Annotated in this window: 17 protein-coding genes; 9 read left to right on the top strand and 8 right to left on the bottom strand. The window is 32.2% G+C overall.

Features of this window, described 5'->3' with window-relative positions:
• The 4 genes from ACOYLT_RS02610 to ACOYLT_RS02625 form a co-directional block, all read right to left on the bottom strand.
• Window positions 1-1,123 (bottom strand): ABC-F family ATP-binding cassette domain-containing protein (locus ACOYLT_RS02610; protein ID WP_422852287.1); only part of this gene is annotated, 1,123 nt, incomplete at its 3' end.
• A gap of 134 nt (window positions 1,124-1,257) precedes the next feature.
• Window positions 1,258-1,473, bottom strand: a complete 216-nt coding sequence (locus tag ACOYLT_RS02615) for a putative signal transducing protein (protein ID WP_422852288.1) — start codon at window positions 1,471-1,473, stop codon at window positions 1,258-1,260.
• A 42-nt stretch (window positions 1,474-1,515) separates the two neighbouring features.
• Complete coding sequence (locus tag ACOYLT_RS02620) at window positions 1,516-2,121, bottom strand: DEAD/DEAH box helicase (RefSeq protein ID WP_422852289.1); 606 nt, start codon at window positions 2,119-2,121, stop codon at window positions 1,516-1,518.
• A complete protein-coding gene (locus ACOYLT_RS02625) occupies window positions 2,121-3,284 on the bottom strand; it encodes a sigma-54-dependent transcriptional regulator (RefSeq protein WP_422852290.1) in 1,164 nt (387 codons plus the stop codon). The genes ACOYLT_RS02620 and ACOYLT_RS02625 overlap by 1 nt, the downstream gene beginning before the upstream one ends.
• A gap of 264 nt (window positions 3,285-3,548) precedes the next feature.
• On the opposite strand from ACOYLT_RS02625, the gene panB reads away from it, so the two are divergent.
• From panB to ACOYLT_RS02650, 5 genes are all read left to right on the top strand, one after another.
• A complete protein-coding gene (gene panB, locus ACOYLT_RS02630) occupies window positions 3,549-4,367 on the top strand; it encodes a 3-methyl-2-oxobutanoate hydroxymethyltransferase (protein WP_422852291.1) in 819 nt (272 codons plus the stop codon).
• A 38-nt stretch (window positions 4,368-4,405) separates the two neighbouring features.
• Complete coding sequence (locus ACOYLT_RS02635) at window positions 4,406-5,095, top strand: RluA family pseudouridine synthase (RefSeq protein ID WP_422852292.1); 690 nt, start codon at window positions 4,406-4,408, stop codon at window positions 5,093-5,095.
• A 50-nt stretch (window positions 5,096-5,145) separates the two neighbouring features.
• Window positions 5,146-6,498, top strand: coding sequence for a hypothetical protein (locus tag ACOYLT_RS02640; RefSeq protein WP_422852293.1), 1,353 nt, complete (start codon window positions 5,146-5,148; stop codon window positions 6,496-6,498).
• Window positions 6,499-6,537: 39 nt separating this feature from the next.
• The gene (locus ACOYLT_RS02645; RefSeq protein ID WP_422852294.1) at window positions 6,538-7,869 is read left to right on the top strand and encodes an aldehyde dehydrogenase; all 1,332 of its coding nucleotides are present in this window, start codon (window positions 6,538-6,540) and stop codon (window positions 7,867-7,869) included.
• 224 nt (window positions 7,870-8,093) lie between these two features.
• Window positions 8,094-9,446, top strand: coding sequence for a hydroxymethylglutaryl-CoA synthase family protein (locus ACOYLT_RS02650; RefSeq protein WP_422852295.1), 1,353 nt, complete (start codon window positions 8,094-8,096; stop codon window positions 9,444-9,446).
• Here the strand turns inward: ACOYLT_RS02650 and ACOYLT_RS02655 are convergent.
• Together ACOYLT_RS02655 and ACOYLT_RS02660 are read right to left on the bottom strand one after the other, a co-directional pair.
• On the bottom strand, window positions 9,443-10,978 hold the full coding sequence (locus ACOYLT_RS02655) for a YifB family Mg chelatase-like AAA ATPase (protein ID WP_422852296.1): 1,536 nt from the start codon (window positions 10,976-10,978) through the stop codon (window positions 9,443-9,445). The genes ACOYLT_RS02650 and ACOYLT_RS02655 overlap by 4 nt on opposite strands.
• Before the next feature lie 59 nt (window positions 10,979-11,037).
• Window positions 11,038-13,107, bottom strand: coding sequence for a M1 family metallopeptidase (locus tag ACOYLT_RS02660; protein ID WP_422852297.1), 2,070 nt, complete (start codon window positions 13,105-13,107; stop codon window positions 11,038-11,040).
• A gap of 101 nt (window positions 13,108-13,208) precedes the next feature.
• On the opposite strand from ACOYLT_RS02660, the gene recG reads away from it, so the two are divergent.
• The 3 genes from recG (at window position 13,209) to ACOYLT_RS02675 (ending at window position 18,701) form a co-directional block, all read left to right on the top strand.
• Complete coding sequence (recG, locus tag ACOYLT_RS02665) at window positions 13,209-15,317, top strand: ATP-dependent DNA helicase RecG (protein WP_422852298.1); 2,109 nt, start codon at window positions 13,209-13,211, stop codon at window positions 15,315-15,317.
• Between the two features lie 108 nt (window positions 15,318-15,425).
• Window positions 15,426-17,846, top strand: coding sequence for a phenylalanine--tRNA ligase subunit beta (gene pheT / locus ACOYLT_RS02670; protein ID WP_422852299.1), 2,421 nt, complete (start codon window positions 15,426-15,428; stop codon window positions 17,844-17,846).
• Between the two features lie 144 nt (window positions 17,847-17,990).
• Entirely contained in the window at window positions 17,991-18,701 is a 711-nt protein-coding gene (locus ACOYLT_RS02675; RefSeq protein WP_422852300.1) for a hypothetical protein, read from the top strand.
• A gap of 57 nt (window positions 18,702-18,758) precedes the next feature.
• Here ACOYLT_RS02675 and rpsA read toward each other — a convergent pair whose 3' ends face one another.
• On the bottom strand, window positions 18,759-20,531 hold the full coding sequence (rpsA, locus tag ACOYLT_RS02680) for a 30S ribosomal protein S1 (RefSeq protein ID WP_422852301.1): 1,773 nt from the start codon (window positions 20,529-20,531) through the stop codon (window positions 18,759-18,761).
• A 531-nt stretch (window positions 20,532-21,062) separates the two neighbouring features.
• On the opposite strand from rpsA, the gene lpdA reads away from it, so the two are divergent.
• Window positions 21,063-22,451: a dihydrolipoyl dehydrogenase gene (lpdA, locus tag ACOYLT_RS02685; RefSeq protein WP_422852302.1), complete on the top strand. Its 1,389-nt coding sequence runs from the start codon at window positions 21,063-21,065 to the stop codon at window positions 22,449-22,451.
• A 66-nt stretch (window positions 22,452-22,517) separates the two neighbouring features.
• On the opposite strand, the gene ACOYLT_RS02690 is transcribed toward lpdA, so the two are convergent.
• Window positions 22,518-23,840, bottom strand: a complete 1,323-nt coding sequence (locus ACOYLT_RS02690) for a tetratricopeptide repeat protein (RefSeq protein WP_422852303.1) — start codon at window positions 23,838-23,840, stop codon at window positions 22,518-22,520.
• Between the last annotated feature and the right edge of the window lie 10 nt (window positions 23,841-23,850).

Raw genomic sequence — 23,850 nt, forward strand, 5'->3', positions numbered from 1 at the left:
TCATGATGGCTTTAATCATCGTTGATTTTCCTTCACCATTTTTACCTACAAAAGCAACTTTATCACCACGTTCAATTACAATATTAGCGTCTTTAAAAATCAAATGATTACCATACGATTTTTCTAAATCTTTAACAATTACAGGATACTGACCTGAACGGATGGCTGGCGGAAACTTTAATTTTAATGCTGATGTATCCACCTCATCAACTTGAACCAAAACTAATTTTTCTAGCATTTTAACTCTAGATTGAACAGCATCTGTTTTAGAAAAAGTCCCTTTAAAACGGTCAATAAATGTCTGATTATCTGCAATCATTCTTTGTTGTTCGTCGTAGGCTTTTTGCTGATGAATTCTACGGTCTTTTCTCAATTCTAAATAATGCGAATATTTAGCTTTATAATCGTAAATTCTTCCCATTGTTACCTCAATAGTTCTGTTGGTAATAGTATCAACAAACGCTCTATCATGAGAAATTACTACAACGGCTTTTGCAGAATTAATTAAGAAATCTTCTAACCATTGAATACTTTCGATATCCATGTGGTTGGTGGGCTCATCCAGTAAAATCAAATCGGGTTTACGCAACAGAATTTTAGCTAATTCAATTCGCATTCTCCAACCACCTGAAAACTCTGATGTTTGACGTGCGAAATCTTCTCTTTCAAATCCTAAACCTAACAATATTTTTTCAACTTCGGCTTCATAATTTACTTCTTCAATCGCATAAAACTTCTCACTTAAGTCAGAAACACGTTCAATTAATTTCATGTATTCGTCACTTTCATAATCGGTACGAATGGTTAATTGTTCGTTGATTGTATCGATTTCAGCTTTCATTTTAAAGATTTCACCAAATGCTTTTGCTGCTTCTTCCATTACTGTGGCACCGTCTGAAGTTAATAAATGCTGAGGTAAATAGGCAATCACAGCATCTTTTGGAGCCGAAACACTTCCTGTAGATGGTTTTGCTTCACCTGCAATTATCTTTAAAAGAGTAGATTTTCCAGCACCATTTTTACCCATTAGGGCAATTTTGTCATTTTCATTAATAGCAAATGAAACATCGCTAAAGAGTGTAGTTCCGCCAAATTGGACTGAGATATCGTTTACAGTAATCATTTAGATTTTTTTAAAAGTTGCAAAGATAGTCTAATTTAGAAATGATACAATTTGAAAATTAGTGCTTTGTCTTAATTGAGATTTTTGGATTATTATTTTTCCTTTTGGTAAGCCGATTAAAAATATTCAGATAGTTAAATACTTAATCGATACTCTTCAATAACAGGATTTGCCTTTCCAAAATCAATTTCTTGAATAAATAACTCAACAGCTTTTTCGGTTTGTACACTTGGTAAAACGTTAGCTTGATTATTATTCCTAAGTACAACGTTAATATTGGCTTCTTCTAGTTTTTCTTTTAAGGTAATGGCAAGGATTTCTTGTCCAGAGAATATTTTAATGAGTCCCATGTTTTAAATTTAAATAGTGAATTTTTAGTTTTGTTACTCTTCCTATTCAAAGAAAAGAGGTTCAATCATTATTTTTTCTGCTAATACTTCTACTCTTTCTGTAATTTGAGAACAAAAGAATAATCGTTGTGTCTTTTCGATACTATTAGATAAACGTAAAATAATAGCATCCATTCTGTTTCTGAAAAGAATATCGGCATCATCAATAATAAACATTTTAATAGTATTGATATTAAATCCGGCTGAAGAGAACATAGCGTTGATTTTATTAGGTGTTCCAATTAGGATATCTAAACCTAAAGAAATGATATTTTTATCATAGTCGATATCACCTTTATCATGAACACCAAGTATACTTAAATCATGATAAACACCATATTTTAAAAATAATTCCTCCATTTCGAGTACTTTATCTTTGTTTTCAACAATGATCAAAACTCTTGTACTTTCGCCGACCGATTTTTCTATTCTTTGAATTACGTTTAATACAATTGTTGATGTTTTTCCAGTTCCAGTGGGTGATTGAATCACTGCATCAGCGCCACTTTTTATAGTAGAAAATGTTTCCTGTTGCATTTCATTTGCTTCTATTAAACCATTTTCTATAAGAGCTTTTTGGAGATTTGGGTTTATTTTTTTTAGGTTCATTATTTACTTGCAAAAAGTTTTACATCTGTTTCTGAAATTTCGTTGCCACCAAGAATAATTAAACGTTCCACTACATTTCGTAACTCCCGAATATTTCCTGTCCAATCATATTCTTGCAAAAGTTTTATTGCTTGTTTTGAGAATGATTTTGAAGTATTTCCTTGTTCTTCAGCTATTTTTACAGCAAAATATTCTATTAATAGAGGAATATCATCTCTCCTATCATTCAATGCTGGCACTTTTATTAAAATCACGGCTAAACGATGGTATAAATCTTCACGAAAACGACCTTCGGAAATTTCTTTTTTTAAATCTTTATTGGTAGCCGCAATTACTCGAACATCTACTTTAATGTCTTTGTCTGCTCCTACTTTTTGAATTAAACTCTCTTGCAATGCTCTTAGTACCTTGGCTTGAGCTGCTAAACTCATATCACCGATTTCATCCAAGAAAATGGTACCGCCATCAGCAACTTCAAATTTTCCTGCTCGGTCTTTTACGGCAGAAGTAAAAGCTCCTTTTACATGTCCAAACAATTCGCTTTCTATTAATTCAGAAGGTATAGCGGCACAATTTACTTCAATAATTGGTGCATCACAACGTTCACTTTTTTGATGTAATTGATGAGCAACCAATTCTTTTCCTGTTCCGTTTGGTCCTGTAATTAAAACTCTGGCCTCTGTTTGAGCTACTTTTTCAATCATCAACTTGATTTGATTGATAGGTTCGCTTTCGCCAATCATTTCATAGTTTTTATAAACTTTCTTTTTGAGAATTTTATTCTCAACAACTAATTGCTTTTTGTCTAAAGCATTACGAACAGTATTTAAAAGACGGTTCAAATCAGGTGGTTTTGATATGTAATCAAAAGCACCAAGACGCATGGTTTGTATAGCTGTTTCCATATCGCCATGACCAGAAATCATAACCATTGGAATTTCGGGTTTTATTTTTTTTACAGCTTCTAGTAATTCAACTCCATCCATTTTTGGCATTTTGATATCACATAATACTAGATCGTAATCGGTATTTTGGATTTTTTCAAAGCCTAGTTTACCATCTTCGGCTTCTTCTACTTGATAAGTGTTGCTTTCTTCAGAAAGTATTTTTGTCAATACTCTTCTGATAGTTGCTTCGTCTTCGATGATTAATATTTTTGGCATAACTTAATGTTTCGAGTTAAATGTTTCGAGTTCTAGGTTAGATTGCTAGGAATGCACGAATATTTTACTATTATGTGGTTTAAATTTACTCATCATACAAGCATGTTAACATGTGGCGCAGACAACTAGAAAATGGTTAAGTAATTTTCTAACCATTTTGCTAAAATCAGTTTTGACAAAAGTAGTATAATTTCACATTAAAGAGTTTACTTTTGTTGCATCAAAAATAGATTTTATACTTTTACAGCTTCTAAAACAATTGTTATGTCAACAGCAAAAAAAGATTACAAAAGAATAACAACCAAGTCACTTTTTGAGATGAAAGCCTATGGCGAAAAAATATCGATGTTGACTGCTTATGATTTTACAATGGCAAAAATTGTTGATATGGCTGGCGTTGATGTAATTTTAGTTGGCGATTCTGCGAGTAATGTGATGGCTGGACATGAAACTACATTACCAATTACACTTGATCAAATGATTTATCATGCTTCTTCAGTGGTAAGAGCTGTAGAAAGAGCTCTAGTTGTTGTTGATTTACCTTTTGGAAGTTATCAATCTGATCCAAAAGAAGCGTTGCGTTCTTCCATTAGAATAATGAAAGAAAGTGGTGGACATGCCGTAAAATTAGAAGGTGGAAGCGAAATTAAAGAAAGTATTAAACGAATTTTGAATGCAGGAATACCTGTAATGGGGCATTTAGGACTAACCCCACAATCTATATATAAATTTGGCACTTACACAGTTCGTGCTAAAGAAGATGCCGAAGCCGAACAATTGATTGAAGATGCTAAATTGTTAGAAAAACTTGGCTGTTTTGCCTTAGTATTAGAAAAAATTCCAGCAGCATTAGCAGAAAAAGTGGCTAAGACCATTTCTATTCCAGTTATTGGCATTGGTGCTGGTGGCGGTGTTGACGGACAAGTTTTAGTAATTCATGATATGTTAGGTATGAATAATGAATTTAGTCCACGATTTTTGCGTCGTTATTTAAACCTTTATGAACAAATGACTTCAGCTATTGGTAATTATGTAGCAGATGTAAAATCCAAAGATTTTCCTAATACAAATGAGCAGTATTAATTCAAATTTGAAAATGTAATGATTTGAAAATTTGAAAAATGAAAGTAGTATCCATTAAAGAAAACTTACAAATCCTTCATGAAGACAATCACATTATAGTCATCAATAAACGTGTAGGCGACATTGTTCAAGGAGATAAAACAGGTGACAAACCTTTATCAGAAATAGTCAAAGAATATATCAAAGAAAAATATAACAAACCTGGAGAAGTTTTTCTGGGTGTAGTACATCGACTTGACAGGCCAACTTCGGGAATCGTAGTTTTTGCAAGAACTAGCAAAGCTTTGGAACGACTTAATACAATGTTTAGTAATCGTGAAACTCAAAAAACGTATTGGACAGTTGTAAAAAACAAACCTTCAAAAGCAGAAGATACTTTGGTGCATTATCTGAAAAGAAATGAAAAAAATAATACCTCAAAAGCACACTTAAAAGAAGTTCCTGAAAGCAAAAATGCAAGTTTAGATTACAAAATCATCAAAAAACTTGATAATTATTATGTGCTTGAGATAAATCTTCATACAGGAAGACATCATCAAATCAGAGCACAACTTAACGCAATTGGTTGTCCAATAAAAGGCGACTTAAAATATGGCTTTGACCGAAGTAATCCAGATGGTGGCATACATCTACATGCAAGAAAATTGGTTTTCAATCATCCTGTCACAAAAGAAACTATAAAACTTATTGCTCCTACACCCAAAGATGTTATTTGGAATTTAGTTTAAAAGTAAAGTTGTATATTTACTTTTAATTTTAAACCAAATAATTTTATACTATGAAACAAATCATTGTAACCTTCGGACTCCTTATTGGTTTTGGTGTTTTTGCTCAAGATCATTTCTCAGGTATTAGCACTTCAAATCGTGTCGGTATTTTAAATGGCGGTATAAACCCTGCTGAATTCTCTAATCTTTCTAAAAAAATTGAAGTCAATATTTATGGCTTAAGTTTTAATGTAAGTAATAACAAAATTGGATTTAAAGACTTGACATCAGATACTAATCTTGAAGATTTAATTTTTAAAGGGACAGAACCCGTTAATATGCGCATTGATGGACAAATACTAGGCCCAAGTTTTGCTCTAAAATTGATGAAATGGGGTTTTGGAGTTACTACAAAAGCCAATATAAAATTTGATGTAATAAATGTTGATCCTGCCATAGGAAATGCAATATATAACAACAACGACATAGCTTTTATTACATTATTAAATAAATCCGGAAATCAAAGGTTTGCTGGAACATCATATGGTGAAGTAGGTTTATCTGTTGCAAGAACCATTTTTGAAAATGACAAAAATAAATTTGATGCGGGGATTACCGTAAAATTTTTATTTCCAGGTTCCTATTCTAATTTTGGCTTACAAAATTTATCTGGAACAATTACAGAGTCTAGTGGTAGTTCCTATTTAACAACTAGCCAATCTGCAAATTTAAACATTGCTTACTCTGGTGGTCTTGCTGATAGTTTTTCTAATTTCAATGATTATACAAAATCTATTTTTGGTGGATTAAATGGTGTTGCTACTGATATAGGTATTACTTACCAATTGAAAGATGGTAAATCAAAATACAAAATAAAAGGAGGAATAGCTATTAGAAACATTGGCAGCATGACTTTTAAAGACGATAATAATTATAATACGAATTATTCCTTAAATATTCAACCTAATTTACAAAATTTACAAGGTTTAGATTTAAGTCAATTCAATAATGTTGATAATTTGCAAGACGTTGAAGATATATTAATTCAAAATGGATATTTAGTAGCGCAACCTCGTAATAAATCCGACTTTAAAGTAAATCTACCAACACTTTTTACTTTGTATGGTGATTTCAAAATAATTCCTAAAGTATACATTACTGGCTATTTACAACAAAAAATGCAAAAAGATACTGGAGATAATCAAATTACGGCACAGAATATTTTTAGTGTTACCCCAAGAATTAATTTAGGTTTCTTTGAAGGTTATATCCCAATAAGTAATAATGATATTGCTGGAACTAACGTTGGTATTGGATTTAGATTGGGTGGGTTTTACTTAGGATCAAGTTCCATTTTTACTGCATTAACAAGCGATAGCAAACAAGCTGATATTTATACAGGATTTCGTTTTGCATTCTTATAAATGATTCATTTTAATTTACAATAGTTAAACTGCCTCAAAATGAATTATAGAACTGATATAAATTATAGAAAGCAAACACTCATTAAGCTTTTAAATACTATTCAAATTCACGAAGAAGAAATTATAAAAGCATTATATGATGATTTCAAAAAGCCAGCTTTTGAAGCAGTTGCAACTGAGTCAAGTTATATTGAAGCTGAATTAAAGTATACCATAAAAAATATTCATAAATGGGCAAAACCAACAGTTGTTTTGCCTTCTTTTTTAAATTTTCCTTCAACTGATTTTATTTATAAAGAACCTTTTGGAAAAGTTTTAATAATTGCGCCATGGAATTATCCCTATCAATTAGCGCTTTGCCCTTTGATAGCTGCCGTAGCATCAGGAAATGAGGTAGTTTTAAAACCCTCAGAATTAACACCAAATACCTCAAAAATTATTTCTAAAATCATTAATGAAGCTTTTGTGAAAAATCATGTTACCTGCATAGAAGGTGGTGTTGCTATTACACAAGAATTATTATCAAAACGATGGGATTATATATTTTTTACAGGAAGCGTTCCTGTTGGCAAAATAATTGCCAAAGCTGCTGCCGAAAACTTAACACCCGTTACACTTGAACTAGGAGGGAAAAGTCCCTGTATTATTGATAAAAGTGCTAACTTAAAACTAGCTGCGAAGAGAATTGTATGGGGAAAATTTCTAAACGCTGGTCAAACTTGTATTGCTCCTGATTATCTATTAGTTCATCCTACTGTAAAATCAAAATTAATAGAACATCTGAAAGAAGAAATTACAAATGCTTATGGAGAAAATCCAGAAAATTCTCCTGATTTTGCTAGAATTATAAATGAAAAAAATTGGAAAAGACTAACTGCTATGTTAGAAAATGAAACAATTTTAATAGGAGGAATTTCAAATTCAATTGATTATTATATCTCTCCAACACTATTAGAGGAACCAAAATTAGATAGTATTGTAATGGTAGATGAAATTTTTGGTCCAATTCTACCCATTTTGAGTTTTAAAACAGAAGAAGAACTTAAACAAATAATTTCTAATTATGAAAAACCACTTTCTTTATATGTTTTCAGCGATAATAAATCATTTGCAAAAAAAATAATTGAGGATTTTTCTTTTGGTGGTGGTTGTATAAATGACACTTTAATACATTTTACCAACAAAAAGCTGCCATTTGGTGGTGTAGGGCACAGTGGTATTGGCGGCTATCACGGTAAATTAAGTTTTGATATATTCTCTCATCATAAATCAATAGTTAAAAAAGCAAATTGGCTAGATATTCCCACCCGATATGCACCCTATGAGGGGAAATTAAAATCTATCAAAAATTTATTAAAGTGGTTTTCATAAACAATTCAAAGGTTTATGAAACAATTAGCATAAAACAAAAAATAACATTTTTCCCTCTTTGAGATAAATAATCACAATAATATTAGACTAAAATTATAATTTAAAAATTAAAGTTGTCATTTATTGAATTTATCACAAATCTTGTTTAGTAAATTAATTTTAAAGGTAATTTAAAGTAAAAATGCAATTACCTTTTTTAATTTTGCAATGCAAAAAATCACAATATGAAAGTAGGTATTGATAGTATATCGTTTGACATTCCTAAAATTTATCTTCCAATTAATATTTTAGCCGAAAACCGAAATATAGAAGCCGATAAGCTTATCAAAGGTTTAGGTTTACACAAAATGAGTTTCCTTGATACACATCAAGACGTGGTTACTATGGCCTCAAATTCAGCCTACAAACTCATACAACAAGAAAATTTAAAACCAAACGAAATAAACCGAATATACATTGGAACCGAAAGCGGGATTGATAGTTCAAAACCTGTTGCATCATTTGTTTTATCTAATTTAGAAAGTGTATTTGGAGAAGCAAGTTTTAAAAATTGCGATGTTGTCGATTTGACTTTTGCTTGTATTGGCGCTATTGATGCGTTACAAAATTGCTTAGACTATATCAGATTAAATCCCACAAAGAAAGCCATTGTTATTGCCTCTGACAATGCCAAATATGATTTAGATTCTACTGGCGAATATACTCAAGGAGCTGGTTCAATTGCTATGTTAATTGCTTCAAATCCAAGTATTTTAAGTTTCTCAAATGAAGTAGGAGTTGCAACTGAAGGTGTTTTTGATTTTTTCAAACCTAGAAGATATTTTACGAAAGATGAAACACTGAAATTAGAAAAAAATCCTGAATGGAACGGTGTTCTAGAAAGTGAAATTAGCATTTATAAAGAGCAACCTGTTTTTGATGGTCAATATTCTAACCAATGTTACATTAATCGAATTAGCGAAGCTTACGAACATTATAAATCAGAAAGTAATCAGACCGGTAAACTATATGAAAACTGGAAAAATATTCTAATGCATCTTCCTTATTGTTTTCAAGGACGACGAACTTTTATTGAAATTTTCTCGAAAGAAAATCCTGAATTAGTGGCAGCTCAATCAGGAGAAACTTTCAAAGATAAAAGTAAAGCATTGGCTAAAAGTCCAGAATATTTAGCAGTAGTAAATGAAAAAATAGTACCTTCCGAGGTGGCCTCTGGACAAATAGGAAATATTTATACAGGTTCTATTTTCTTAGGATTGTTATCTACTTTGTGTTATCATTTTAAACAAGACACGAAATTAGTGAATTCAAAATTTGGTTTAATTGCCTATGGTAGCGGTTCTAAATCTAAAGTTTTTGAAGCGGAAGTTCAAGAAAATTGGAAAAATGCTATTGAGAAAGTTAAATTATTTGAAACACTTGAAACTTGCCAAGCAATTGATTTTACTACTTATGAAAAACTACATAAAAAAGAATTAAATCAATCCGTAATCAAACCAGAAAACGAATTTTATTTGGACAGTATAGAAAAAGAAAATCCAGTTTTAATTGGCGCTAGATATTATAAGTTTTGTTAGCCCAACCAACCTTCTCTATCCAAACTTCTATACTGAATAGCTTCGGCTATATGATTAGAATTCACTTTTTCGGATTGTTCTAAATCAGCGATAGTTCTTGAGACTTTTAAAATTCTATCATAAGCTCGAGCAGAAAGATTTAATCGTTCCATAGCAGTTTTCAAGAGTTGTAACGACGTAGCATCTAAAGCACAATATTCTCTAATTTGTTTCGAACTCATTTGGGCATTGTAATGAATATTTTCAAACAATTCAAATCGTTGCGACTGAATTTCTCTGGCTTTAGTTACTCGCTCTCTAATGGTTACACTACTTTCAGCAGGACGAGTTTCTGTTAATTTTTCAAATGGAACTGGCGTCACTTCTATATGAATATCGATTCGGTCTAGCAAAGGCCCCGATATTTTACTCAAATAGCGTTGCATTTCAGCTGGTGATGAACTTACTGGTGCATCAGGATCGTTAAAATAGCCACCTGGACTCGGATTCATACTTGCAACCAACATAAATGATGATGGATAAGTAATCGTAAATTTGGCCCTGGAAATAGTAACTTCTCTGTCTTCCAATGGTTGACGCATTACTTCCAAAACTTCTCTTTTAAATTCAGGCAATTCATCTAAAAACAGAACTCCATTATGAGCCAATGAAATTTCTCCCGGTTGTGGATAACTACCACCTCCTACAAGAGAAACACTTGAAGCTGTGTGATGTGGACTCCTAAAAGGGCGTTGGTTCATTAAGCCAGCATCTTTAATTTTACCAGCAACACTATGAATTTTAGTAGTTTCCAAAGCTTCTTTCAAAGTCATTGGAGGTAAAATACTAGGCAATCTTTTGGCAAGCATGGTTTTTCCGGAACCTGGCGGTCCAATTAAAATTATGTTATGTCCACCAGCAGCAGCAATTTCCATGCAACGTTTGATACTTTCTTGACCTTTGACATCTGAAAAATCAAACTCTGGGAAATCTAATGTTTTATAAAACTCTTCTCTTGTGTTAATTACAGTGGGCTCTAAGGTTCCTTTTCCTTCAAAAAAATCAATCACTTGAGTCACATTCTCAACGCCATAAACATCTAAACCTGTAACAATAGCCGCTTCTTTTACGTTTTGAATTGGCAGAAAAAATCCTTTGAAACCTTCTTCTTTTGCTTTAATAGCTATAGATAAAGCCCCTTTTATGGGTTGCAATCCACCATCCAGGGAAAGTTCTCCCATGATTAAGTATTTATCAACTTCATCTGCTTTTAGTTGTCCAGAAGCAGCAAGAATTCCTATTGCCAAAGTCAAATCATAGGCAGAACCTTCTTTACGCAAATCGGCTGGTGCCATGTTGATTGTGATTTTCTTTACAGGAAGACTGTAACCATTATTCTTAAGAGCTGCAGCGATACGATAACTACTTTCCTTTATAGCATTGTCTGGCAAACCTACAAGATGGTAACCAACACCTTTATCAATATTAACTTCTACAGTTATTGTGGTGGCTTCAACACCAAAAACGGCGCTCCCATAAACTTTAACTAACATGGCATTTATTTTTGAAACATAAAAATATTAAAAAAATAAGATAATTTTATAATTAACTTTTATTTTTCAATCAACAATTTTTGCAATTGATATTTTTCATTTTCTGAAAGTGTAGGCAACATATTTTGAAACAAACTCTTATACACTTCAAATTTTAATAATTCTCTTATTTTTTCGCGTCCAAATTTGCTGAACTGCCATTTATAATGTGTGGTAGTATTAACTAAATTTTTCAATACTGTTGTTTCTTTATCATTTATAGTAAAAGCATTTATTATGGCATTTTCTCTAACAGAGGTTTCATATTTTGAAGAAGTATACTCAACTAATTCATTGTAATAATTGGTTTTCTCTTGACTTTCACCTTCTGTTGAAAGAATATAAAATGTCAAGAATAAAATCCGTAAACTTTTGTCATTTCCGCCTATCCAGTTTTGTGCTTTTGTTAAATATTCATTTCTACTTTCGGGAAAGTTTTTCCACAAATTCATAAAAGCAATTTCTTTAGTTTCGTAGGATGCATCGTCTAATAGTGTTTCGTAATGAACCTTAAACTTAAAAGGAATATCAGCAGTAAATTCGGCAACTGCTTGCCGCACTTTGATATCATTGGTTTGTAAAGCTAAATTCAATAATTCCTTTTTTTCTTGAAAAGGAATAGCTTTTATTTGATATAAAACTTCAGTTTTAATGGGATAAAAAACAGTCGAATTCAAAATTGCTTTATAGTTCTCATTATTCTCTGCAAATGAGTTATTGCCTAGTTGTTGTGTTTGGAAAAGCGTTTGTATAAATTGATTTTTTTTCAATAAATCATTAGCTATTTCTGTTGGAAAGTGGTAATCTTCCAACCATGTTTTTTTGAAATTATTGGAATCAAATGTTGGCGCCACTTTTTTTACCTCTGCTAAAAAATCACTGGTTTCAACGTTTTTGAATTGGTGTTTTTTTAAATAATTCTGAACCGCTTTTCGAAACAACTTCGCTCCTATTTTCTCTCTCATATAATGCAAAGCCCAAGCACCTTTTTGATAAAATGATAACGAACTTGCTTTTTCATTCATCATCGGAATAGTATCTGTTTCAACAGCATTTCGCAATTGCAACGAAGAACGATATAACTGATGATAAAAATAATCATCCCCAAAAATCTGTCTTTCTGACAACAAGGCATAATAAGTCGCAAATCCTTCTTGTAGCCAATGATGTTTCCCCGATTTTGCAGTAACCAAATCGCCAAACCATTGATGAGCTAACTCATGGGCGTTAACATTTACATAATTTCTATCATTAAAACCAATGTCATCAACCACAAAATCTTCTGAAAAAATAGTAGCCGATGTGTTTTCCATACCAGCATAAAGAAAATCTTCCACAGGAATTTGTTTATAAATTTGCCATTTATACTTCAAGCCTATTTCTTCTTCCAAAAAATCAAAAATCTCTTTGGAATAGCGATAGGTAGATTCAAACTTGGCTGTGTCTTTAGGTTGAATAAATAATTGTAACGGAATTCCCGATTTTGATGCAACCACTTTATTTCTGAAATCGCCAATAGCAATAGCTAATAAATAAGAACTCATTGGCTTTTGCATTTTATATTTCCAAATCTTTTTATCATTAAATTTATAAACCTCTTTTAAAATTCCATTTGATAAAACATTATACGCTTTATCGAAAGTGATATTCATGTTAAAAACAACTTTTTCATTGACGTCATCAAAACTAGGAAACCAATGACTAGTATATTTTCCTTGTCCTTGTGTCCAAATTTGAAGATTGTTTATTTGATTATTGAAATACATGGTTTGTTTTGGAAAAGCTTCATACAAAAAAACAATGGTGTTTTTTCCTTTTTTAAAACCTTCAAAAAGATTCAATGTTTTTCCCGAATTAAAAAAACGCACTTCTTTGTTGTTAATTATAACATCAGTAAAAGTCATTCTCTGTGCATCAATTTTTATAGTATCAATAGCTTCTTTAACTTCAAAAACATATTTAACTGAACCATAAACTTTTTTCTCTACAGCATTAATAGAAATGTTTCCATAAGCTATTTTAAAATCTACTTTTTGGGTTTGTTGAGCAAAAGAAAAAAAGCTAAAAAGAAGTAAAAAGATTTGGCGCATCTATATCAATTTTTTGTTACGAATATAATCATTTTCAATTTGTCTCATTTTCAAATTTTCAAATTAAAAAACTATCTTCGCTATTGATTAAATTAATTAAAATGTCAACCAATCTTCTCCAAACTCCCATAGAATACCTCAAAGGCGTTGGGCCACAACGTGGCGAATTGTTGCGTAAAGAAGTTGGCATTCACAAATATGAAGATTTACTCCATTTTTTTCCTAATCGGTACATCGATAGAACACGTTATTACAAAATTAATGAACTCAATAATAACGTTGCCGAAGTTCAAATCATTGGCAAGATTATCAACATTAAAACGGTTGAATTTGGCAAAGCTAAAAAACGTTTAGTTGCTAGTTTTGTAGATGAAACTGGACAAATGGAACTCACTTGGTTTCAAGGTCATAAATGGATTAGAGATACTTTGAAGCTCAATACGCCTTATGTTATTTTTGGAAAAGTTACTAATTTCAATGGTCAATACAATATGGCGCATCCCGAAATGGAATTGCAACAAGAACATGAACAAAGTCTGCGTTCTGCTATGCAACCTGTTTATCCATCTACGGAAACCCTAACCAACCGTGGCATTTCCAATCGTGTCATCAATAAAATGATGCAACAACTATTTCTGGAAACTCAAGCCAAGTTTGCTGAAACACTTCCTTTATATTTAATAGTTGAATTAAAACTAATTCCAAAAAATGCGGCTTTATTCAATATTCATTTTCCGAAAAGTCAAGATCTTTTGGCGAAAGCCCAATTCCGATTAAAGTTTGAAGAATTATTTTTTATTCAATTACAATTGATTACCAAAAATTTGGTTCGAAAAAATAAAATAAAAGGTCATTCATTTACCATAGTAGGCGATAATTTTAATGATTTCTACCAGAATCATTTACCCTTTGAACTCACTAATGCTCAGAAAAAAGTACTGAAAGAAATCAGAAATGACATGGGAAGTAATGCCCAAATGAACCGGCTTTTACAAGGCGATGTGGGTTCGGGAAAAACAATTGTGGCATTGATGGCGATGCTAATTGCATTGGATAATGGTTTTCAAAGTTGCCTGATGGCACCAACAGAAATTCTAGCTAATCAACATTTCAATGGGTTAACAGAATTAGCCCAAAATCTAAATATTAATATAAAAATCCTAACGGGTTCAACCAAAACAGCCGAACGTAAAATTATTCATGAAGCATTAGAAAACGGAAATTTACACATTCTTATAGGCACTCACGCTTTATTGGAAGACAAAGTACAATTCAAAAATTTAGGCTTGGCAATTATTGACGAGCAACATCGTTTTGGAGTGGAACAGAGGTCTAAACTTTGGCAAAAAAATGATATCCCCCCACACATTTTAGTGATGACGGCTACTCCTATTCCACGCACATTAGCTATGAGTTTGTATGGTGATTTGGATATATCGGTTATAGATGAATTACCACCAGGAAGAAAACCCATTCAAACAGTACATCGCTATGACAGCAACCGCTTAAAAGTTTGGAAATTTATAAAAGATGAAATTACAAAAGGAAGACAAATCTATATTGTTTATCCGTTGATTCAGGAAAGCGAAACCATGGATTATAAGGATTTGATGGATGGATACGAGAGTATTTCTAGGGATTTTCCGTTGCCACAATATAGTATTTCCATAGTTCACGGCAAAATGAAACCCGCCGATAAAGATGCCGAAATGAAACGCTTTGCTGAAGGAAAAACCAATATTATGGTAGCCACAACCGTGATTGAAGTGGGTGTCAATATTCCAAATGCCAGTGTGATGATTATTGAAAGTGCCGAACGTTTTGGGCTGTCTCAATTACATCAGTTAAGAGGTCGTGTGGGTCGTGGTGCTGAACAGAGTTATTGCATTTTAATGACTTCCTTTAAATTATCAAGTGACAGCAAAATTCGATTGGAAACTATGGTCAAAACTAATGATGGTTTTGAAATTGCTGAAGTTGATTTAAAATTACGCGGTCCAGGCGATTTAATGGGAAAACAACAAAGCGGCGTTCTTAATTTACAAATTGCTGATTTAGTTCGTGACAAAGACATCCTTTTAGTAGCTAGAAATGAAGCAACAAAATTATTAAAAAAAGATGCTTCGATGTCTTTACCAGAGCATCAATCACTTAAAACTGTTTTCCTAGAACTTACCAAGAAGAAAAACATTTGGAACTATATAAGTTAGAGAATTTTCAAATTTTCAAATTGGCTCAATGTCTATTTTAACTATCTTTGCACCCTAACTAGAGGCGCGTGAGCCTTTAAGAGCGAAGCTAAAATCAAATATATTCAAATGAAGATTTCATACAATTGGTTAAAACAATTTATCAAAATAGATTTAAAATCAGAAGATACTGCAGCTTTACTTACTGATTTAGGTTTGGAGGTTGAAGTAGTAGAGAAATACCAATCAGTTCGAGGTGGACTAGAAGGTGTGTTGGTAGGTCATGTACTGACTTGTGAAAAACATCCTGATGCAGATAGATTGAAGATTACTACCGTAGATTTAGGAAATGGAACTCCTGTACAAATTGTTTGTGGTGCAACTAATGTTGCTGCTGGACAAAAAGTTCCTGTTGCTACTATTGGAACCAAATTGTTTGATAAAGACGGAGTTGCATTTGAAATCAAAAAAGGAAAAATTCGTGGGCAGGAAAGTCATGGAATGATATGTGCAGAAGATGAAATTGGACTAGGAAACAGTCATGATGGTATTATGATTTTGGACGAGAAATTAAAAGCAGGAACACTGTGTTCAATAGTTTTTAATATAGAAAATGATGAGGTTTTTGAAATTGGTTTAACTCCAAATAGAGCTGATGCCATGTCTCATTATGGAGTTGCGCGAGATTTACGTGCTAGCTTATTGCAAAAAAATAGCAATATCGAATTGATAACTCCATCAGTAAGTACTTTTAGAATTGACAAAAGAACGCTAAAAATTGATGTTGATGTAAAAGACAGCAAATTGGCTCCAAGATATTGTGGAGTTACACTTTCTGGACTAACCGTAAAACCTTCGCCAGAATGGCTGCAAAATCGCTTAAAAGCCATTGGACTTTCACCAAAAAATAATATTGTTGATGTTACCAATTATATCTTGCATGATTTGGGACAACCGCTTCATGCTTTTGATGCAGCTAAAATAAATGGTAAAATCATCGTAAAAACTGTTGATTCTGGAACAAAGTTCACCACACTTGATGATGTAGAAAGAACATTACATGAGGAAGATTTAATGATTTGTGACGAAAAAGGACCATTATGTATCGCAGGAGTTTTTGGCGGAAAAGATTCAGGAGTTACTGAAACTACAAATTCTATTTTCTTAGAAAGTGCCTATTTTAATCCCGTTTCGGTTAGAAAATCTGCAAAACGTCATGCGTTGAACACCGATGCTTCTTTCCGTTTTGAAAGAGGAATTGATCCAACAACTACTGAGTTTGCTATGAAACGTGCGGCTCTTTTAATTAAAGAAGTTGCTGGTGGAGAAATTACTTCTGATATAATAGATATATATCCAAAAAAGATTGAAGATTTTCCAGTGTTCTTAAATTTTGATAAAACTGCTAAATTAATTGGACAGGAATTACCCAAAGAAACAATAAAGAAAATATTAGCATCATTGGATATTAAAGTAACTACAGTTTCAGATGCTGGTTTAGGATTAATAATTCCTTCTTATCGAGTTGATGTTCAAAGAGAAGTAGATGTAATTGAAGAAATCCTTCGAGTTTATGGCTATAACAATATAGATTTTTCTAAAAAATTAAATGCAACAGTTTCCAATTCGGCAAGAACAGAAGACTATAAAATTCAGAATATCATAGCATCGCAATTAAATGGTATAGGTTTTAACGAAATGATGGCAAACTCTTTGACAACACCAGAATATATTGGCTTATCAGAAATGCTAAAAGAAGAATACAATGTAATGATGCTAAATCCGCTAAGCAATGATTTATCAGCGATGCGTCAATCATTATTGTTTTCAGGATTAGAAGCGGTTTCCTATAATAGTAACCGCAGAAATACTGACTTAAAACTATTTGAATTTGGAAAAACCTATCATAAATTGCCATCGGGTTATGATGAGCTAAAACATTTAACATTATTTGTTTCTGGAAATAGAATTGATGAAAGCTGGACGAATCAACAAAAACCTACTGATTTCTTCTTATTCAAAGGCTATGTAGCTAGTATTTTAGATCGTTTAGGTATATTTGAGATACAAAATAAACCAGCAACTTCTGATATATTTGCTGAAGGAATGGTGATATCTTGTGGCAATGATAATTTGGTAGAGTTTGGAACCGTAAAGAAATCGATTTTAAAACATTTTGATATAAAACAAGAAGTCTTCTACGCTGATTTTAATTGGAATTTAATTCTAAAATTAATTAACACTAAAATCAAATTTACTGATATTCCTAAATATCCTGAAGTGCGAAGAGATTTGGCGCTTTTGGTTGACCAATCCGTAGCCTTTGATACTATATATAGTATAGCGCGACAAACTGAAAAATCGCTTTTAAAAGACATCAATTTGTTTGACGTTTACCAAGGAAAAAATCTTCCTGAAGGAAAGAAATCCTATGCGGTGAGTTTCATTTTGCAGGACAGTACTAAAACTTTAACGGATGAACAGATTGATAAAATCATGAATAAGCTGCAAAAGAAAATAGAAACTGAATTGGGTGCGAGTTTGAGGTAATATTCAATAACACTATGTCATTCCGGAAGGTTAAATAAAAAATGCTCGAAGAAAATCGGGCATTTCTTATATGAACAATTGTTAAACATTGAATTTTAATAATTTATTATTTCATAATTATTTAATTTTGAAAAAAGAACTATAATGAAAAATGTAAATCTTGAATTGGAACTTAATGCTATTAGAGATAAAGAGAAAAATAGTGATTTGTTGTTGCAGGCTGAAAAGTTACTTATTGAAGATGAAATTTCTAAAAATTCAATTTTAAATAAGTTATCATCCAAAAATGAAGATTCAAATAAGAATGCATTAGTTTTTGATTTACTTAAAACTGAAAATATTTTTCATATAAATCATATTGAAAACATTTGTATTAATTATCGCCTTCGTTTTTTAGACAGTAGTTTATTCAAAAACAACATTCCAGATGAAGCTATCAGTAAAATAAAAAAAATTGAAAAAGAGCACCATACAAAACTGAGTGGTTTTAAAATAGTAGCTCCAAGTAAAGCTTTTCATCTTTTAAATTATGATGACCCTTTACTTTTTATCCCAATCGGAAACAACTACTACTATCTAGTTCATAAATGGGGTGACGAGTTTAGATGGTACAGAAAACTGCTCGTTTGGCCAATTAAAAATTTGAGCAACTTTGTTATAACAGGTATTCTTTTAAGTCTAATTGTAGCTTTAATTGTTCCAGAAAACAACTTGAGTAAATCAGTTCCATTGGCGCCACTAATTGTATTCCTTTTTGCCTTTAAATCTATTGTCGCTGTTTTTGCCTACTATTTCTTCATGGCAGGAAAAAACTTCAACGAAGAGATTTGGCAACGTAAATACTACAACAATTAAAAAAAAGTCCTCTCGTTTTTGACAAGAGGACTTTTACTTTATAGCAAGCAAAGAATATTATTTCTTCTTCTCACTTTTTTCCATTTTTGCTTTTAATCCGGCAAGAATATCATTGTTATCTCCAAGGGTCGAAGCTGGAGCATTGTTATTAGCTACTGCTTCAGCAACGGCTTTAACTGCTTTTTCTTCTTCCTCTCTAAAAATAGAAGTGTGTGAAGCAACAACTCTTTTGAATTCTTTGTTAAATTCAATCACTTTGAATTCAGCTTCTTCACCCTTTTTCAATTTTTTACCGTCTTCTTTTTCTAAGTGACGTGTTGGAATAAATGCAACAACATCATCACCAAAATCTACAGTAGCACCTTTGTCAACAATCTCAGCGATAGTTCCAGTGTGAGTAGTTCCAACAGCAAAAACATCTTCATGTTTGTCCCAAGGATTAGCAGTGGTTTGTTTGTGACCTAATGATAATTTACGTCCTTCAACATCTAATTCTAATACTACTACATCTAGTTTGTCACCTACATTAACAAATTCTGATGGATGTTTGATTTTTTTAGTCCAAGAAAGATCAGATATGTAAACTAAACCGTCAATTCCTTCTTCTAACTCAACGAATATACCAAAGTTAGTAAAGTTTCTAACAATACCTGTGTGTTTAGAACCTACAGGATATTTAGCGGTAATATCTGTCCATGGATCTTGTGTCATTTGTTTGATACCCAAAGACATTTTTCTATCGTCTCTATCAAGAGTTAATATAACTGCCTCAACAATATCACCTACTTTTACGAAATCTTGAGCGCTTCTTAAGTGAGTGGACCAAGACATTTCAGAAACGTGAATCAAACCTTCAACACCTTCTGCCACTTCGATAAATGCACCATAATCAGCGATTACAACTACTTTACCTTTCACTTTGTCTCCCAATGCTAATTTAGCATCAAGAGCATCCCATGGATGAGCGTTTAATTGTTTTAAACCTAATTGAATTCTAGTTTTCTCATCATCAAAATCAAGGATAACTACATTCAATTTTTGATCTAATTCAAGAACTTCACTAGGATGATTGATTCTTGACCAAGAAAGATCAGTAATATGAATTAATCCATCAACACCACCTAAGTCAATAAATACACCATAAGAAGTAATGTTTTTAACCACACCTTCTAATACCTGTCCTTTTTCTAATTGACCAATAATTTCTTTTTTCTGAACTTCGATATCTGCTTCGATAAGCGCTTTATGAGAAACAACAACATTTTTGAATTCGTGGTTAATTTTCACCACTTTGAATTCCATCATTTTGTTTACATATACATCGTAATCACGGATTGGTTTAACATCTATTTGTGAACCTGGTAAGAATGCTTCAATTCCGAAAACATCTACAATCATTCCACCTTTAGTTCTACATTTAACAAAACCTGTAACTATTTCACCTGTTTCATTTGCAGAAATAACTCTATCCCATGATTTAATAGTTCTAGCTTTTCTGTGAGATAATACTAATTGACCTGTTTTGTCCTCACGAACATCAATTAATACTTCTACCTTGTCACCCACTTTTAAACTTGGGTTGTAACGGAATTCGTTTAATGAAATAACACCTTCCGATTTTGCATTAATGTCAACAATTGCGTCTCTGTCAGTAATTCTTACTACTACACCTTCTACTACTTCTTCTTGATCGGTAGAGATAAAAGTTTTAGTTACTAAATCTTCAAACTCTTGCAAGTTTTTTTCATCCACTAGGTCAATTCCTTCTGAGTAATTGTGCCAATTAAATTCGTTTAAAAACGCTTGTTGTTCTTTGTTTAATTCAGACATGCTGATAAAAAATTTGTATTCTGTTTTCTCTGTATTTCTTTATGCGGTAAAAAAACAGAAGTTGTTTGTATAATTAATTGAGCCCTAAAGGAAATACAGTCCGCCAAAAGGATTGCAAAAGTAAACATAATTTGTTAATTAAAAAATAATTGATAGTAGAAAATTGAGAAAAAAAATAGAAGAAAAAGATTGGTGTTTATGAAAAAGCTATTTTATGTGGAATTCAATTCAAATTTTTTTAAACAAAACTTTTGAGCATCAACCAATTTCATAGTGAATTGATAGACACGCAAACACTGATATTAAAAATATAATTATTTTTTTGAATCTACGACAAAAAAACGAAATAGAGCCACTTGGAAATACAACCTAAGAAGTTTAATTAAATTAAGTAAAACTTTTAAACTCTTAAACCTAAAACTTATAAACTTTTTTCTAAATTTGCGGTTCAAATTAATTAATAAATCATAAATTAATATCTCGAGAGCAAGCAACTGCTTTTTTCCGATATAACAAATAAACACTCTAAAAATGAAGTATGATATTATTGTTTTAGGCAGTGGTCCTGGTGGTTATGTTACGGCAATACGCGCATCACAACTGGGCTTAAAAGTAGCGGTTATTGAAAAAGAAAGTTTGGGTGGTATTTGCCTTAACTGGGGTTGTATCCCAACCAAAGCTTTGTTAAAATCTGCTCAAGTATTTGATTACCTAAAACATGCTTCAGATTATGGATTAACCATTAAAGAATTTGACAAAGACTTTTCTGCTGTGGTAAAACGCTCAAGAGACGTTGCTGAAGGCATGAGTAAAGGAGTTCAATTCTTGATGAAGAAAAACAAAATTGACGTCATTTATGGTTTTGGAAAACTAAAACCTGGCAAAAAAGTTGATGTAACAGCTACTGACGGAAAAGTAACTGAATATGCTGCAGATCATATTATAATAGCTACAGGTGCTCGTTCTCGTGAGTTGCCCAATCTTCCGCAAGATGGCGTTAAAGTTATCGGATATAGACAAGCGATGACGTTGCCAAAACAACCTAAAAAACTTATTGTAGTAGGTTCAGGCGCTATTGGAGTTGAGTTTGCGCATTTTTATAACGCAATGGGAACCGAAGTTACTGTAGTCGAATTCATGCCTACTATTGTTCCAGTTGAGGACGAGGACATCTCTAAACAAATGGAACGTTCTATGAAAAAAGCAGGTGTGAACATCATGACAAATTCTTCGGTAGAACGCATTGATACTTCTGGTTCTGGAGTAAAAGCTTATGTTAAAACGGCTAAAGGTGAAGAGATTCTTGATGCTGATGTCTTGCTATCGGCAGTTGGAATTAAAACAAACATCGAAAACATAGGTCTTGAAGAAGTGGGTATTGCTATTGACAGAGACAAGATTTTAGTAAATGCCTATTCACAAACTAATATTCCAGGATATTATGCCATTGGTGATATTACACCAGGTCAAGCTTTGGCTCACGTAGCATCGGCAGAAGGAATTAATTGTGTGGAAAAAATCGCTGGTATGCATGTAGAGCCAATTGATTATGGAAACGTTCCAGGTTGTACTTATGCTACTCCAGAAATTGCTTCTGTTGGATTGACTGAAAAACAAGCTAAGGAAAAAGGATATGAATTAAAAATTGGAAAATTCCCATTTTCCGCCTCAGGAAAAGCAAAAGCAGCAGGAACACCTGATGGTTTTGTAAAAGTTATTTTTGATGCTAAATATGGCGAATGGTTAGGTTGTCACATGATTGGCGCTGGTGTTACTGATATGATTGCAGAAGCGGTTGTAGCTAGAAAATTAGAAACCACAGGACACGAAATCTTAAAAGCAATTCATCCACACCCAACCATGAGCGAAGCAGTTATGGAAGCGGTAGCTGATGCTTATGGAGAAGTGATTCACTTATAATACAAAATTTAATCATAAAAAAACCATCTTAAAGGATGGTTTTTTTATTGATAGTAAAAATGATTATTATATTTTAGCCTTCAATGCTTTGTATTGTGCAGTCATTTCTAAAGCATTGTAAACACTTAATAAAGTTTTCTTTGCTGCATCATTAGTTGGTTCTAATTCTACTGCTTTTTCTAAATAAGGCAAAATCGATTTAAAATTCTTTTCTCTTTCACTTTTTATTGCTTCATATCGTTTGTTGTCTTTTTCAGAAGTTCCTAATTTATTCATTTCTTTCACAAATTTTTCATCACCTCTTAGTTTTAATTCCGCTAAATTCAAATTAGCATTAAAATAATTAGGGTCAATAGCTAATGCTTGCTTATAATATTTCTCCGCTTCAGCTAGTTTGTTTGCATTACTACTAACAACACCAAGATTATAAATTAAATCAACGTTATTTGGATTTTTTGCTAATGCTTCATTAACTAATCTTGTATAGGTTTCAAAATCATTCACTTTAAGATATAATTCAGCTTCTGTAAGAATCAAAGAAGTATCTTCTGGATTTGCCGTACGAGCTTCAGCTACAGCAGCTTTTGCCTCTTCTGTTTTGCCTTTTTGAACCAAAATTAAAGCTATGTTTTTAAAAATTTCACCTCTTTTGGATTCAATTTTTTCATCTCTTGGCTTCTCATGTGTTCCCGTTTTAATGAAAATCTCTCTTTCGTTTTTAGTTGAAAAAGACTCTTCTACTTTAGAAGTTTTATTAACCGCCCAATAGATTGTTCCTTCTCCTGTGTAATTTAAAACTTTTAATTGATTGTAATAATCTAATGCTTTGTCATAATCCTCAGCATTAACTGCATAACTTGCTGCATAAAATAATTTCTCTTGGTCTTTTTTATCTAATTGATAAATAGCATATAATACATCCGCAGCTTCATTAAATTTTTTATCAGTTCCCAGACTGATAGCCAACTTAACAAGATCTGGTTTAAAAGAAGTTATAGTTTCAGCTATATCATCACTATAAACCTTTTTACCAGATTTTTTTTCAAAATCAAGCGTGGCATTTAAACCCGTTGCTAAATCTGAAATTGCTTTTGGATTGGCTAATTTCAGAAGAGCCTCTTGCATTTGAACTGGAGTCATTGTTTTATCAACAGCTAACGATTCTAAAACTGGAATCATTGACTTATAGAATCCAGCATAAATTTTATCGCTTTCTTCAACTGCTAACGGTTCTACTTTTAAAACTAAATCTTTGTATTCTACTAAATCTTTTCCTTTTATTTCCTCTTTAGCATAAATTTTCTTCAATGCTTTTAGCTCGTCTTTTTGAGCAAAAGTTGAAACAGAAACTAGTATTGATGCTGTCAATACGATGTGTTTAATTTTCATGGTTATAGTA

The organism is Flavobacterium sp., from assembly GCF_049318185.1.
Classification (GTDB): Bacteria; Bacteroidota; Bacteroidia; order Flavobacteriales; family Flavobacteriaceae; genus Flavobacterium.

Bases quoted from the DNA above. Each gene is read 5' to 3' on its own strand.
- ACOYLT_RS02645 (WP_422852294.1), top strand. From the start codon at position 6,538: ATGAATTATAGAACTGATATAAATTATAGAAAGCAAACACTCATTAAG.
- ACOYLT_RS02650 (WP_422852295.1), top strand. From the start codon at position 8,094: ATGAAAGTAGGTATTGATAGTATATCGTTTGACATTCCTAAAATTTAT.
- panB (WP_422852291.1), top strand. From the start codon at position 3,549: ATGTCAACAGCAAAAAAAGATTACAAAAGAATAACAACCAAGTCACTT.
- ACOYLT_RS02625 (WP_422852290.1), bottom strand. From the start codon at position 3,284: ATGCCAAAAATATTAATCATCGAAGACGAAGCAACTATCAGAAGAGTA.
- ACOYLT_RS02620 (WP_422852289.1), bottom strand. From the start codon at position 2,121: ATGAACCTAAAAAAAATAAACCCAAATCTCCAAAAAGCTCTTATAGAA.
- ACOYLT_RS02655 (WP_422852296.1), bottom strand. From the start codon at position 10,978: ATGTTAGTTAAAGTTTATGGGAGCGCCGTTTTTGGTGTTGAAGCCACC.
- ACOYLT_RS02640 (WP_422852293.1), top strand. From the start codon at position 5,146: ATGAAACAAATCATTGTAACCTTCGGACTCCTTATTGGTTTTGGTGTT.
- ACOYLT_RS02675 (WP_422852300.1), top strand. From the start codon at position 17,991: ATGAAAAATGTAAATCTTGAATTGGAACTTAATGCTATTAGAGATAAA.
- ACOYLT_RS02635 (WP_422852292.1), top strand. From the start codon at position 4,406: ATGAAAGTAGTATCCATTAAAGAAAACTTACAAATCCTTCATGAAGAC.
- lpdA (WP_422852302.1), top strand. From the start codon at position 21,063: ATGAAGTATGATATTATTGTTTTAGGCAGTGGTCCTGGTGGTTATGTT.
- ACOYLT_RS02660 (WP_422852297.1), bottom strand. From the start codon at position 13,107: ATGCGCCAAATCTTTTTACTTCTTTTTAGCTTTTTTTCTTTTGCTCAA.
- recG (WP_422852298.1), top strand. From the start codon at position 13,209: ATGTCAACCAATCTTCTCCAAACTCCCATAGAATACCTCAAAGGCGTT.
- ACOYLT_RS02690 (WP_422852303.1), bottom strand. From the start codon at position 23,840: ATGAAAATTAAACACATCGTATTGACAGCATCAATACTAGTTTCTGTT.
- rpsA (WP_422852301.1), bottom strand. From the start codon at position 20,531: ATGTCTGAATTAAACAAAGAACAACAAGCGTTTTTAAACGAATTTAAT.
- pheT (WP_422852299.1), top strand. From the start codon at position 15,426: ATGAAGATTTCATACAATTGGTTAAAACAATTTATCAAAATAGATTTA.
- ACOYLT_RS02615 (WP_422852288.1), bottom strand. From the start codon at position 1,473: ATGGGACTCATTAAAATATTCTCTGGACAAGAAATCCTTGCCATTACC.